The organism is Paenibacillus jiangxiensis (genome assembly GCF_046098255.1).
In the GTDB taxonomy this organism is placed as follows: Bacteria; Bacillota; Bacilli; order Paenibacillales; family Paenibacillaceae; genus Paenibacillus; species Paenibacillus jiagnxiensis.
On sequence record NZ_JBJURI010000009.1, the window covers coordinates 15,320 to 28,657 of the forward strand.

Consider the following 13,338-nt stretch of genomic DNA (forward strand, 5'->3'; position numbering starts at 1 on the left):
CGGTTAAGGGGTTGTCGTATATGGAGTTGAAGACGAATGACAAGGGGCAGAGCCCGAAAGTAAAGACGAACTGGAGCTTACTGCTGGGGGCGGCCTTCTTAATGGCTACGTCGGCGATCGGTCCGGGCTTTTTAACCCAGACTACCGTATTTACAGAAAAGCTTGCGGCAAGCTTTGGTTTTGTGATCCTTATTTCCATTCTGCTGGATATCGGGGTTCAGATGAATGTCTGGCGGATTATAGCCGTGTCCGAGAAACGGGGGCAGGATATTGCCAATGCACTTTTGCCGGGGCTCGGTTATTTTCTGGCCTTTCTGATCGTATTCGGGGGTATTGCCTTTAATATCGGGAATATCGGCGGGGCCGGATTGGGCATGAACGTGGTGTTCGGCATCTCTCCGGAAATGGGAGCCATACTCAGCGCGGTGATCGCGATCGCTATCTTCCTGATTAAAGATGCCGGGAAAGCGATGGACCGTTTTACCCAGATCGCCGGGATCGTCATGATTCTTCTGACGTTATATGTTGCCATTTCTTCCGCTCCTCCGGTGGGGGAAGCGGTCGTAAAAACCTTTGTTCCGGATCAAATCGACATGCTGGCCATTGTGACGCTCGTTGGCGGCACAGTTGGAGGTTATATTACTTTTGCAGGGGGACATCGGCTGCTTGATGCGGGCATACGCGGTAAATCGGCCCTGCCACAGGTAACCAAAAGCTCCATATATGGCATTCTGGTTACAGGCGTCATGCGTGTCATTTTGTTTCTGGCCGCGTTCGGTATTGTCGCCCAAGGGCTGGCAATTGACCCGGCGAACCCGCCGGCTTCCGTGTTCAGACTGGCGGTGGGCGAGCTCGGATACAAGATTTTCGGCATCGTCATGTGGGGAGCGGCGATAACTTCGGTTATAGGCTCTGCTTACACCTCCGTATCCTTTATTCGCACCTTTAGCCCAAAGATCGAGAGAAATCAGAAATGGTACATTATCGGCTTCATAGTGGTGTCCACGCTGATTTTTGTGCTCATCGGCAGACCGGTCAAAGTGCTGGTGCTGGCCGGAGCCTTTAACGGCATGATTCTGCCGATTTCTCTGGCGGTACTGCTGATCGCCGCATACAAAAAGAAAATCATCGGCGATTATAAGCATCCGCTGTGGCTTGCTATTTTTGGAGGACTTGTCGTTGTTCTTATGACCTATATGAGCGGATACACGCTGGTTAACGAAATTCCAAAACTGTTTGAATGATTGATGGAAGGATGAATAATCCGGCGTCTTGTAGTTCCTGCTTGCGATTTGAGGAGAGGACTCATAAATATGAATAACAACGAACTGCTATTGAGCATGTCTCCCCTCGGGGAAGCGGCCATACGTCTGGAACTTGGGGACCGCATTCATCCGGAGATTCACCGCAGGGTCAAAATGGTGCATGACCACCTTGAACGGCATCCTTTTCCGGGGATGATCGAATGTGTGCCCGCATTTGCAGCCGTTACGGTCTTTTACGATCCGTTTCAAGTGAAAATGTCACACCAGGACCAGCCTGAATTCGGTAACAGGTCAGCCTATGAAATCGTCTCCTTGGTCCTGGAACAGCTGCTGTCCGGCATGGGGAAGTCCGCCCATGGGGAACCCAATGTGGTTGAAATTCCGGTGTGCTACGGGGGAGAGTTTGGACCGGACTTGGCGGATGTAGCGGAACATCACCGATTGCGGCCGGAGGAAGTCATCGATATACATACCGGCGGCGAGTATCTTGTATATATGATCGGTTTTGCCCCCGGCTTTCCTTATCTGGGCGGCTTACCGGAAAGCATCGCTACTTCAAGACGCTCCACCCCGCGCGCGTCCATTCCAGCCGGTTCGGTCGGAATTGCAGGCATGCAGACTGGTGTCTACCCGATCTCCACCCCCGGGGGGTGGCAGCTGATCGGCCGAACGCCTCTGCAGCTGTTCCGGCCGAACGCCAATCCTCCGAGCCTGCTTCAATCCGGCGATGTCGTTAAATTTCGGGCGATCTCCCCGGAGGAATTTGTACGGTATAAGGGGGAGAATGCATGAGCCTTGAGGTGATGCGTCCTGGCATGCTCACCAGCATTCAGGATCTTGGCAGATATGGATACCAGAAGCATGGCGTCATTGTGAGCGGAGCGATGGACATGTACGCCCTGAGAGTGGCGAATCTGCTGGTCGGCAATGAAGAAGGGGAGGCGGCGCTGGAGATGACCCTGATGGGGCCTTCCCTGAGGGTCGAACAGGATCTGCTGGTCGCCATTACCGGGGGAGATTTGTCACCGGCGGTGGATGGTCAGCCTGTCCCCATGTGGCGGCCCGTCCTGCTCAAGGCGGGCAGCGTCCTCCAGTTTGGCGGTGCGAAATCAGGCTGCCGCGCTTATTTGGCGGTGACCGGCGGGTACGCCGTGCCGAAGGTGATGGGCAGTAAGAGCACCTACCTGCGGGCCGGCATCGGGGGCTTTCGGGGCAAGGCCCTGCAGACGGGCGATGTTCTGGAGGTTCAGCCGCCGCAGGAAGCCTCTCTGCGCATTATGCGCAAGCTCGAATCAGCTCCCGGAAGCTCCTTCCGTTCCGTATCCTGGTCAGCAAAGGAGAGAGGCATCCCGGGACAGGGCAGATGGGTAACCGTGCGGGCGCTGCGGGGCAGCGAGTTTGATCATTTTGATGAGAGCAGCAGACAAAGCCTGTGGGAGGAGCCGCTGCTGGTGACCCCGCAATCGGACCGCATGGGCTATAGGCTGTCGGGGCCTGCTTTCAAGCTGCAGCAGCCACTCGAAATGATCTCCGAGGCAGTCGCCCTGGGCACGGTGCAGGTGCCACCCGACGGCAATCCGATCATCCTGCTGGCCGACAGACAGACAGCTGGCGGATATCCGCGCATTGCGCAAATCGCCGCCGCAGATGTGCCATTCATCGCCCAGTTAAAGCCCGGACAAAGATTGAAGCTCCGGGAAATTACGAGAGAAGAGGCGGAACGGCTCTATCTGGAGCGGGAAGAGGAGATACGCGGGTTGAGGGCGTCCGTTAGTATGAGAGTTATGTAGAATTAGTAGACATTGAAAAAGAATTAGTAGATATTGAAAAAGCTCTCGGACTCAAGCTGGCGTCGGTACTTGACTGGCATCAGCTTGTTTCTTTTTTACTCGGCGTACAGCAGCTGCTTGTTCGATGTATCGAATAGATAATTCATCCAGGATGTCCTTATGTTCTTCTTGTGTTGCTGCGGTCTCATAGATCGCCTCCGCACTTTTAGCCACCTGTTCGAAGGTTAGATCCAGCTTTTTCGCAATCAAGGCCACATCACTTGTGAGCTGAGTTAATTTTTCATTCGTGGCATCTAAATCATCTTTTGTGGCCATGTTCGCAGCTATCGCGGCTAACTCCTCTTTCGTAGCCATGTTCGCAGCTATCGCGGCTAATTCCTCTTTCGTAGCCATCTTGTCAGCCATCATGGCTAAGTCATCTTTTGTGGCCATCGTAGTTTCAAGATATTCCAGCTTCTGAAGTATTTGTTTCAATATTTCCTCGTTCACGGGAATCAACTCCTCATAGATATCATGGAGAAATTATATCATGCGCACTATAAAAATGAACGTTATTACGTAATTTAAATGCAATAAAATTACGCAATCAAGTCGTTTCTTGATTATAGAATTTTACCCGGATCTTGATGAGGTCATAAAGTAAAGTACAATTAAGATAATCATTATGCCAAATACAATCCATAGCGGTGATATATTTTTCATGAGAACTTCCCCCCTTTTTTTAAAAATAATATTCTTTGTTTTATGGGAACTCCAGAGTATTTAATATCAAGGTCTCACAATAAATCGAAGGCTGCTGGGGAGTAGTCCAATCCGGTCTCAAGGGCAAACATACACTTAAAGTAGTCCAATGAAACAGATGGCTATACCCAATGATACTTTAAGGAGTTGGTGATGCTTGATGGTTGAACTGGTTTTAACGCTCAATGACCGGGACGGGAAATATGCGAAACATGCGGCTGTCGTACTTGCATCCATTTTTTCTAATGTTAAGCAAACGATCAATGTGCATATTCTGCATGATGAAACCTTAACTGAAGAAGGCAGATTAAAGCTCGCTCAGCTCGCCAAGGGCTTCCATCATTATATCTTTTTCTATCATGTTACGGTTCCTGAGGATATGCTTCAAGCTTCAGCTCAAGTGCATAAAATTGATCATTGGACTAAGGCCAGTATGTACCGTTTATTGCTGCCGAACATTCTTCAGGCCGACAGGGTCATTTACGTGGACTGCGACGTGTGGGTCAATATGGATATCAGCGAATTGTGGAATATTGATCTGGGAGAATGTTATCTGGGAGCGATCCTGGACCAGGGGAAGGATAATCTGGGCGATTATTTTCTCACCATGGGGCTGAACGGAGACGTATATTTTAACTCGGGCGTCATTCTGTTTCATTTGGACAATATCCGCAAAAAAGAGACGTGGTATGATGAACTGCTTCATTTCTTGCGCCATTATCCTGCGACGACCATGCCTGATCAGGATGCTTTGAATTTCATATTTGGCTCCAACTATATGCAATTGGATCAGCGCTTCAATACATTCGCTCACGATGATCTCGATCCGGTCAATAAAATTGTGCATTTCGCCGGAGAAGACAGCAAGTGGTGGGATGACCATTCACCTGCGGCACCGATGTACCAAGCATTTCTTGCCATGACGCCTTGGGCTGAAACATGTACACCAGCGCCTGCAGCTAACCCTCAGTGCGGGCCGCAGAAGGAATGCGCTGCAGTACAGCCTCCGGTGATTGCTCGGCCTGAAACGCCTGCACCGGAAACCCGGCCGGTGAATATCCATCCTGGGCCGCCGGCTTCAGCAGCCCAGCCGGTGGTCATTCAGCCTCAGGTGAATCCGGTTCCTCCAATCCCGGTCAGATTCCTGCCGCAAATTCCCGCAACTCCTGTCAAGCCGAAGCGCCGCAGAAAGTTACGGCTACGGTTAAGACCAGGACTGCGGAAGAGAAGAATAACCTGCGGCAAATGCCGCTCCTGCCGCTCCATAAGAAAATTAAGACGGAGCAAGCGTCAGCATGTGTTAAGGAGAAAAGCGCGGCCGGCAGCGAGAAAGTCGCCGGTTGTCATGAAAAAGATCATTTATGTGATCAGAGGGAGATCTCTGAAAAAAAGCTCAAGCTATCTAAAACGCAGTTCATAACACTTCTTAAGAATCGATTCGGCCGGAAAAGTGAACAATATGTGATGAATGTGGTTCCGGGCCGAAATCGACGGTCGTCAAGCGGAGTAAGAAAGGCTTAAGGATTTAATACAGAAGGATGGGGAAGTGGGTAAATACTTTAGCAGGCTGCCGGGATCTTGCCGGCAGCCTGCTTTTTAATCAACGAAATGTCGATTGTCTTATTGCACATTCGTCCCCTGATAGGGGAACTGTGAGGAATAGTTGCTGAATTGCTGAAAGGTTTGATCCAGCTTCTGCTGCTCTTCCGCTTCCAGCTTGTAATGCCCTTTACGGAACATCATTTGGTACAGGTCGTATTGGCATTGGTGCGTCTCGTTCAGCACGGTCATGATGTCCTGATGCAGAGCCTGGTGGCTTGCTTCGCGGGCGGAGACGTTAAAGCTGTCTGTCAGGTATTTTTCCGTTGCCAGCAGATCGTTGAGGCGATCCCGGTCGTTCATTGCGGGGCCCTTGACTTGGGGCTCGTATGGCGGTTTCGGGTTTTTGATCATATTGGCGTTTTGGCTTTGGTTCTGATTCTGGTTTTGGTTCATACCGCTCATCCTCCTTGTCATTGTTGCAGCTGCTGTACCCATTCCATTTCCGCGGAATTGTCATTCTGCAGATGCTTGAGCAGCAGATTGTAGTGCCGCTGGTGCATCTGGCCGGCCTGTTCAATGGCCTGTGCGATTTCCGGGTCGGAGCATTCGGCGGCAAAGTGGCTGCATTTTTTCATCGCTACAAGCTCCCACGATAGCTGATCCTTCAAATATAAATGGTCCTTAGTTGTGATCACCTGCGGGGGAACGGTCATGACCAACTGCTGCTGCTGTCCCTGGCCCTGTGTCTGGTTTTGCTGCATGTTTGAGGACTCCTTTTCCATAAAAATTTGCCCTTCCTCTATTTAGCATGCTTCAAAGCAGGCACAATCATCCCAAAAAACAAAGCTGCCCTGGAGTTTTCCATGGCAGCTTAATGACAAATTTCACTGATTCCCGGACCATTGCCGGTCACCGGACAGGTATTTTTCAGTCAGTACGGACAGCAGCTGAATGCCTACTTCGTTCTCGCCGCCCTCGGGGATGATCAGATCGGCGTATTTTTTGGAGGGCTCGATAAAAGCTTCGTGCATCGGCTTCACGGTAGTCAGATACTGGTTGTGAATAGACTCAATCGTCCGTCCGCGTTCCTGAATATCCCGTACCACACGGCGCAGAATGCGCACGTCCGGGTCGGTGTCCACAAACACCTTGATATCCAGCATACGGCGCAGATGTTCATCGGACAGCACATGCAGTCCTTCAATAATAGCGATATTGTTCGGCTTGAGTTCCAGAGTCTCGGTGGTGGAGCGGGCATGTACCGAGAAGTCGTATACGGGGGCTTGCGCGGGTTGTCCTTCCTTCAACAGCTTGAGATGCTCGATCAGCAGCTCGTTGTCAAAAGCAAACGGGTGATCATAATTGATTTGTTCGCGTTCGGCCATACTGAGATAGGAATGATCTTTATAATAGTTATCCTGGGATATGAAGGTCACTTTGCCTGTTCCAAGACGTTCAATGACGGAGCGGGCTACCGTCGTTTTGCCGGAGCCGGTGCCGCCGGCTATACCAATAATGAGCATGGTGTTTCAATAACCCTCCCTAAGTTACATTACAATTAGAGTATTGTAGCACAGCATGAACTTTTTTTCACCCATTAGATAACGATTATAATTCGCCTAAAAGCCTCTTCAAATTCACGGGGAGATTTTGCTTTTTTAACGTAGAATCAGCCATTTGAATCTCCTATAATTGAGTTAACCGATCTTTAATACGGAGGTGTTCTGTCGTGATTAAAAGGAAGTTTGGCGAAATAAAAACACTTACTGAAAGTGATAAACAAGTGATACAAAAAATGGTGGACACTCTTTCCAGAAAGACGGTAGATGCACCCGTCATGTCTATAGCTTTTACCAAGAGTAAATGGAATTCTGATGATGTCCCTGGTTCTTTAAAGACTAACATTTTAAATAATGGCGTGGAAATTGGATAATCCTGGGGAGGTGTGGTTATGCAGAATAGGAAACTAAATGATTCTGTGGATAACGTAGAAGACCCTCTTGCACGAGTATTGCTGCGACACGCAGGGAAGATAAGTGAAGAACGTGGAGAAGAAATGCTACGCACGGTTGAGGAGATGAGATGGGGTAGAGAAACGCAAAGGACGGTCCGAAGGTTAGAAAGGGGTGGAGAAAGTGAATGGTATAGGCATGTTCGGCTTTCCTGGATATTGTACCGAGGCTCTTGAGGATTTAGATCCAATGGATAGAGGACTAACGGAGATAATGATAGAAGAAGCTGCTACTCAGATTATGAAGAGTACTTTGGAACTGGAAAATAATCCTGCTACTGAATCTGATATTTATGCGTTGAGTACTGGCAGTGTTAACTCAACTTTCGCAGCATGAAATCGGCAAACAGGCCATGGTGTAACTGGGCAAAACGGGGATCCACAGCTGGAGTTGACGCTGAATCAGCAGACAGCTTTTTTTAGCTATCTTGGGAGAAGGGGATTCGCCCCGCTCAGAGTCTATTATCCAGAGTGAGATGGGTGTATAAGGTATGGTGTCTGGTGTCTGGTGTCCGTTACCAGTTGCCTGTTGCCTGTTGCCTCTCCATACAGCTTTGCATGATTATCCCTTTTGTTCAGAATGTGGGGGTTGGGGAACTAGGGGAAGGAAAGGGGAAGGAGAAACGAGATAAGAAAAAAAGGTGGCTCAAGTGGGATGTCTGGCTTGAAACAGGAACATATGTTTGGTATAATGGAGAAAAGAACTTATGTTCGTATTTTGTTGATTCGGAGGCGAGCAGACATGGAAATCCAAGCGGAAACGGAACTTCAATCCTTTAGCAGTCGTTATCATAACGAGCAGGACTGCATGGAGGCATTGATCGCGATGAAGTGGCCGAACGGCTTCGTCTGCCCGCGTTGCGCTCACACCCGCTGCAGTCGTCTGACTTCCCGGCGCATTCCCATGTTCGAGTGCGCCAGGTGTGCGCATCAAACGTCGGCTTTGGTCGGCACGATTTTTGAACGAACCCATCTCCCCCTGACCAAGTGGTTCCAGGCGCTGGAGTTGTTTCTGCTGCCCGATGGCATCTCGGCGATGCGGCTGAGTGAGGTGATCCAGGTCACCTACAAGACCGCCTGGCTGACGCTGCAAAAAATCCGCCATGCCATCGGGGAGTTCGATGCCCGGGAGCTGCTCTGCGGAGACGTGAAGGTGAACAGCGACCTGTATGGGCGTAATCCGGCCCGGCCACAGTTTCCTCATCCGCTGGCTTCGGCAGTCGTAGCCGGGTGCACGGTCACGGAGTCGGGTGAGCCGGAGCAGGTCAAAATCCACCTGGTGCCGCAGATGAGGGGAGATGGGAACGGAGCGAATCGACTTGAACTCGCTGCGTTTATCCATGAACAGGTAGATGTCAGTGCATCGGTGGTACAGTCGTTTCCTCAAGTCTATCGGCTGTATAGACCCTTGCGGAGTATGGTGAGCGAGGCGTGGAAATCGCTGAAGAGTACGTATGTAGCATTGGGTCCGAAGCACCTGCAGGCGTACCTCAACGAGTACACCGTACGCCGCCGACTGCGCCTGCCCGGAGCGGAAGAATCGATGTGGCAGAAGTTGCTGTACATGGGCGTGGCGATTCCGGCGATCCCTTACCGCCGACTGATCGCGCGCCAGCCGGTTCAGCCTCTTGCGGCTGCGTCCTGATCACAGGGCTTGAACGAGGAAAGGTGAGCATGATGTGCGTGGCTTGAACGGTGTGGATTAGGATGAACGAGGACATCGGAAAAATTCAGGTTCAAGCGGCAACGAGGGCCAGGATTTTTATTTTTTCAGGGCTTTTCTCCGCTCCCTCCTTCTCTCTCGGTCTGCTTCACACCACCTAAACGCGCTGCTTTCTCCTAAGATCGCCTCATGATCTCGAACCGATCTACTTCTCCATAAGGCACGATCAAAAGAATAATAGACCCATTCGATGGTCCTGAATAGCATAACAACAGGCATTTTTGCGCCTCATTGGATCTGTTATTTTCTTTAACGCGCCTAAAGTATATTTTCGGTTCCTGGTTTTCTGTTTTTCTTCACCTGATCCAATGGGATAATCGTGCAAAGCTTCCGGGCAGCGAGTTCACATGCCTTGCCACGATCGACGGGCGGCAGAACCCAGAAGCTACAAAGGTTTAAGTGGATTTAGACTCTGCGAAAGTTGAGTTATAAGTTTTCAGCGGAGCTGAACAATTCTATAATCACAAGAAAAACTTCCGCTAAACGCGGTCTGGCTTCTTTGAATGTACGTCGATAGACATTTTTCTTACCGTTTCGCCCTCGATTAACACAGGCTGATAATAGGTGTTGTTTGGCAGGTCCTTTTTTCCTTGCAATTTCTTAATCACCCAATCCGCTGCATCTCGTCCCATTTGTTCTTGCGGGTGGGTCAATGTTGTTAGTTTGATATTCGCGTTTTTGGCAATGTAAGAATTGTCCTGGCCAATAATGGATAGTTCGTCCGGAATAGATATACCGAGCTGTCTGCATACATGTACGACTTCCAATCCTACCTCGTCGTTGTAGCACACAATGGCGGTCAACGTTTCCCGATTTTCATTTAAGAATTCCTTCAAGTTGGCGGACAGATTCTGCTTCGTCTCTGTATCGAATGAAAGCACTTGCTCCGGGTGAAATCGTAATTTGGCTTCTCCAAGCGCTTTGATATAGCCTTTCATTCGATACTTTCCTTGTAAATCATCCATTTTTGCAATGATTCCAATTTGAGTATGTCCTTTAGAGATCAATTCTTTAGTTGCCAGATAGCTGGACTGCACGTCATCAAGACAAAAGAAAGGAACCTCCAATTCTTCATAATAAGCATTGATCATGATGAACGGAACATCCTGTTCCTTGAACGACAGGTAATAAGCGATATTAGGGTTGTACAGATTGCTTTTCGTAGGTTCGATAATCAAACCGTCCACACCATAGGACAGCATCATTTCCAAAGCTTTTTTTTCTTGTGCAACATCATTATTTGTACTGGCTAACAGCAATGAATAGTTATCTTCATTCAATCTGCCCTCAATTCCGCGGATAATGGAGGGGAATATGTAATCCGAAATATAGGTCGTGATTACACCGATCGTTTTATTATTGGCGCTCCCGGCGGATTTGGATCGATATTGATTGCTGACATAAGTGCCGGAGCCTTTTTCACTTCTTAAGAAACCCTCGTTAGATAATTCTAAAATGGCCTTGCGGACCGTCTGCCTGCTAACTTTATACATATCCTGCAAGGCAGCTTCCGTAGGAATTTGTTCTCCCAAGCTGTATGCCCCTGAAAGGATGTTGCTTTTTATATCATCAATGATGACCTGATACTTTGGCTTCACTTCTTTCACTTCTTTCAAAGTTGTTCGCATTATAATGGATTCATTCAGAAAATTTGTATGTACATCTTAGCATTATTTTAAGTGGATGAAAAGAATTTGCATCAAGTACGTACAAATTGTAAAAATGTTGCAAATGTTTATATTTATGATCCGCTTTCATAATCACATAAGTATCTTTATATAATGATTAAGGAGAAAACAGCGGGATTATCGTCTCAATAGTTGTATGTATAACATATAATTAATATTGACAAATGTACGCACAGAAAACTATACTAAGGCTGTCTACAAAGGAAAGCGCCTTCTTTTGAAAAACGCTGTCAGAGAGGGGACAACGTGATCATGAATCAATCGAGCATTAAACAAGCGATTACCAAGGGAGAAACATCACTTGGCATCGAATTCGGATCCACACGTATCAAAGCCGTGTTAATTGATCATCATTTTGAAACTATCGCATCCGGAAGTTATGAGTGGGAAAACCGCTTGGAAGATGGATTTTGGACGTACAGCCTGGTGGACATCATCACGGGTCTGCAAGAAGCTTACAGTGAAATGAAGCAGGAAGTTGAACGAAACTACGGAATCACGATTCGAACCATTGGTTCTATCGGATTTTCTGCAATGATGCACGGATATATGGCTTTTGACAGCACAGGTGAGCTGCTTGTTCCGTTTCGGACCTGGCGTAATGCAACCACCGGTGCCGCGGCCCGAGAATTAACGGATACATTCCAATTCAACATCCCTGAACGATGGAGCATTGCTCACCTTTATCAAGCCATTTTAAACGAAGAGAAGCATGTGCATCGAATTGATTTTATAACGACCTTGGCGGGATTCATCCACTGGCTGCTGACCGGGAATAAAGCCATTGGTATCGGGGATGCTTCGGGCATGCTGCCCATTGATGAATCCACACAGGATTACAATGAATCGATGCTTAAGCAGTTTGATGAACTCATTGCAGCCAAGGGTTATCCGTGGAAGCTTAAGGATATTCTTCCCAAGGTCTACATTTCAGGCGAGCAAGCTGGTGAATTAAGTGAAGCTGGAGCCAAACTTCTGGATGTATCACAAAATTTACAGCCAGGCATTCCGCTTTGTCCTCCAGAAGGTGATGCCGGCACAGGGATGGTTGCTACGAACAGTGTGAGAAAACGGACCGGAAATGTCTCCGTAGGCACCTCGGTTTTTGCCATGATTGTACTGGAGAAAGAGCTTTCCAAAGTATATCCGGAAATTGATCTGGTCACTACGCCAAACGGCAGTCCGGTTGGCATGGTACATGCGAATAACTGCTCAAGTGATATCAATGCATGGATCGGGTTATTCCGTGAATTCTACGAGGCTATGGGACAAAAGGCGGACACGAATCAAATATTCAGTGTGATGCTGAATAAAGCTTTGGAAGCAGACCCGGATGGCGGCGGTTTGCTCAGCTATGGTTATTTCTCAGGTGAAAATATTACAGGCTTGGATAAAGGGCGGCCGCTGTTTGTCCGCTCACCAGAGAGTAATTTTAATTTAGCCAATTTCATGCGGACTCATCTGTTTACTGCTTTTGGCGCATTGAAAATCGGTATGGATATTTTGACAAAAGAAGAAAACGTCGCGATTGATAATATTCTGGCCCATGGCGGTTTATTTAAAACCCCTGTGGTTGGCCAGAAGATCGTGGCTGCTGCACTGAATGTTCCAGTTTCCGTGATGGCAACCGCCGGCGAAGGCGGGGCATGGGGAATGGCGATCCTGGCTTCTTACATGTCGAACAAGGATCAGCAGGAAAGTCTGGAAGATTTCCTCGACACAAAGGTCTTTAAAGACGTTGAGGCGCAAGAAATGTACCCGGATGGATTTGATGTTAAGGGATTTGAACTATTTATCGAACGATACAAAAAAGGTCTGGCGATTGAGCAAGCCGCTGTGGACCATTTGGTGGAGAATTGGAGGGATTGAAGTGCTGGAACAGCTGAAAGAAGAGGTATATGAAGCGAATCTGGAATTACCCAAACACGGACTCGTGAAATATACCTGGGGAAATGTAAGTGCTGTTGATCGTGAAAGCGGGCTATTCGTGATCAAGCCTAGCGGTGTCAGTTATGAAAAGATGAAACCCGGCGATATGGTCGTGGTTGATTTGGACGGAAATGTTGTTGAAGGCGAAATGAGGCCTTCATCCGATACTGCGACTCATGCCGTACTGTATAAGCATTTCCCGGAAATCGGCGGCATCGTGCACACCCATTCGACCTGGGCGACCATTTGGGCTCAAGCCGGCCTTGATGTTCCCGTGATGGGGACTACGCATGCAGATACCTTCTACGGTCCCGTACCCTGCGCCCGTTTCCTGACCCAAGAGGAGGTCGACCGTGGTTACGAAGCGGAAACGGGCCGTGTCATCATCGAAACCTTTGAGCAGCGCGGGCTGGATGTTATGGCCATTCCCGGTGTCCTGCTCCATGGTCATGCACCGTTTACCTGGGGAAAAGACGCCAAATCAGCGGTAGTAAACAGTGTTGTGCTGGAAGAGGTTTGTAAAATGAACTTATTTGCACGGGAATTAAACCACTTTGCTCAAGAACTGCCGCAGCCTATTCTGGATAAGCACTATCTGCGAAAACATGGTAAAGACGCCTATTACGGGCAGAAATAATCCAAACTATCC

The 13,338-nt window shown here is 48.7% G+C and carries 14 protein-coding genes; 9 read left to right on the plus strand and 5 right to left on the minus strand.

What is annotated here, in order from left to right:
* The first annotated feature begins 20 nt into the window (after positions 1–20).
* The 3 genes from ACI1P2_RS10735 to ACI1P2_RS10745 all read left to right on the plus strand — a co-directional run bounded on the left by ACI1P2_RS10735 (position 21) and on the right by ACI1P2_RS10745 (position 3,055).
* A complete protein-coding gene (locus tag ACI1P2_RS10735) occupies positions 21–1,244 on the plus strand; it encodes an NRAMP family divalent metal transporter (RefSeq protein WP_355319554.1) in 1,224 nt (407 codons plus the stop codon).
* 69 nt (positions 1,245–1,313) lie between these two features.
* Positions 1,314–2,057: a 5-oxoprolinase subunit PxpB gene (gene pxpB, locus ACI1P2_RS10740; protein ID WP_355319556.1), complete on the plus strand. Its 744-nt coding sequence runs from the start codon at positions 1,314–1,316 to the stop codon at positions 2,055–2,057.
* Positions 2,054–3,055 carry a 5-oxoprolinase subunit C family protein gene (locus tag ACI1P2_RS10745; RefSeq protein ID WP_355319558.1) on the plus strand — a complete coding sequence of 334 codons (1,002 nt, stop codon included), beginning with the start codon at positions 2,054–2,056 and terminating at the stop codon, positions 3,053–3,055. Before pxpB ends, ACI1P2_RS10745 begins: the two co-directional genes overlap by 4 nt.
* A 51-nt stretch (positions 3,056–3,106) precedes the next feature.
* Here the strand turns inward: ACI1P2_RS10745 and ACI1P2_RS10750 are convergent, their stop codons facing one another.
* Positions 3,107–3,544 carry a hypothetical protein gene (locus tag ACI1P2_RS10750; RefSeq protein ID WP_355319560.1) on the minus strand — a complete coding sequence of 146 codons (438 nt, stop codon included), beginning with the start codon at positions 3,542–3,544 and terminating at the stop codon, positions 3,107–3,109.
* A 412-nt stretch (positions 3,545–3,956) separates the two neighbouring features.
* On the opposite strand from ACI1P2_RS10750, the gene ACI1P2_RS10755 reads away from it, so the two are divergent.
* Positions 3,957–5,216 (plus strand): glycosyltransferase, encoded by a 1,260-nt coding sequence (locus tag ACI1P2_RS10755; protein WP_355319823.1) that lies wholly within the window; start codon positions 3,957–3,959, stop codon positions 5,214–5,216.
* Positions 5,217–5,416: 200 nt separating this feature from the next.
* On the opposite strand, the gene ACI1P2_RS10760 is transcribed toward ACI1P2_RS10755, so the two are convergent.
* The 3 genes from ACI1P2_RS10760 to udk form a co-directional block, all read right to left on the minus strand.
* Complete coding sequence (locus tag ACI1P2_RS10760; protein WP_408976196.1) at positions 5,417–5,791, minus strand: spore coat protein; 375 nt, start codon at positions 5,789–5,791, stop codon at positions 5,417–5,419.
* Between the two features lie 17 nt (positions 5,792–5,808).
* On the minus strand, positions 5,809–6,099 hold the full coding sequence (locus tag ACI1P2_RS10765; protein ID WP_355319562.1) for a ferritin family protein: 291 nt from the start codon (positions 6,097–6,099) through the stop codon (positions 5,809–5,811).
* Between the two features lie 123 nt (positions 6,100–6,222).
* Positions 6,223–6,861, minus strand: a complete 639-nt coding sequence (gene udk, locus ACI1P2_RS10770; protein ID WP_355319564.1) for a uridine kinase — start codon at positions 6,859–6,861, stop codon at positions 6,223–6,225.
* A 206-nt stretch (positions 6,862–7,067) separates the two neighbouring features.
* On the opposite strand from udk, the gene ACI1P2_RS10775 reads away from it, so the two are divergent.
* From ACI1P2_RS10775 to ACI1P2_RS10785, 3 genes are all read left to right on the plus strand, one after another.
* Positions 7,068–7,271, plus strand: coding sequence for a hypothetical protein (locus tag ACI1P2_RS10775; protein ID WP_355319566.1), 204 nt, complete (start codon positions 7,068–7,070; stop codon positions 7,269–7,271).
* Positions 7,272–7,473: 202 nt separating this feature from the next.
* Positions 7,474–7,686, plus strand: a complete 213-nt coding sequence (locus tag ACI1P2_RS10780; protein ID WP_355319567.1) for a hypothetical protein — start codon at positions 7,474–7,476, stop codon at positions 7,684–7,686.
* Positions 7,687–8,040: 354 nt separating this feature from the next.
* Positions 8,041–8,994, plus strand: a complete 954-nt coding sequence (locus ACI1P2_RS10785) for an IS1595 family transposase (protein ID WP_355319569.1) — start codon at positions 8,041–8,043, stop codon at positions 8,992–8,994.
* A gap of 557 nt (positions 8,995–9,551) precedes the next feature.
* Here the strand turns inward: ACI1P2_RS10785 and ACI1P2_RS10790 are convergent.
* Entirely contained in the window at positions 9,552–10,670 is a 1,119-nt protein-coding gene (locus ACI1P2_RS10790; protein ID WP_355319827.1) for a GntR family transcriptional regulator, read from the minus strand.
* Positions 10,671–11,012: 342 nt separating this feature from the next.
* On the opposite strand from ACI1P2_RS10790, the gene ACI1P2_RS10795 reads away from it, so the two are divergent.
* Together ACI1P2_RS10795 and ACI1P2_RS10800 are read left to right on the plus strand one after the other, a co-directional pair.
* Positions 11,013–12,629, plus strand: coding sequence for a xylulokinase (locus ACI1P2_RS10795; protein WP_355319570.1), 1,617 nt, complete (start codon positions 11,013–11,015; stop codon positions 12,627–12,629).
* Between the two features lies 1 nt (position 12,630).
* Complete coding sequence (locus ACI1P2_RS10800; RefSeq protein WP_355319572.1) at positions 12,631–13,326, plus strand: L-ribulose-5-phosphate 4-epimerase; 696 nt, start codon at positions 12,631–12,633, stop codon at positions 13,324–13,326.
* Positions 13,327–13,338: the final 12 nt, after the last annotated feature.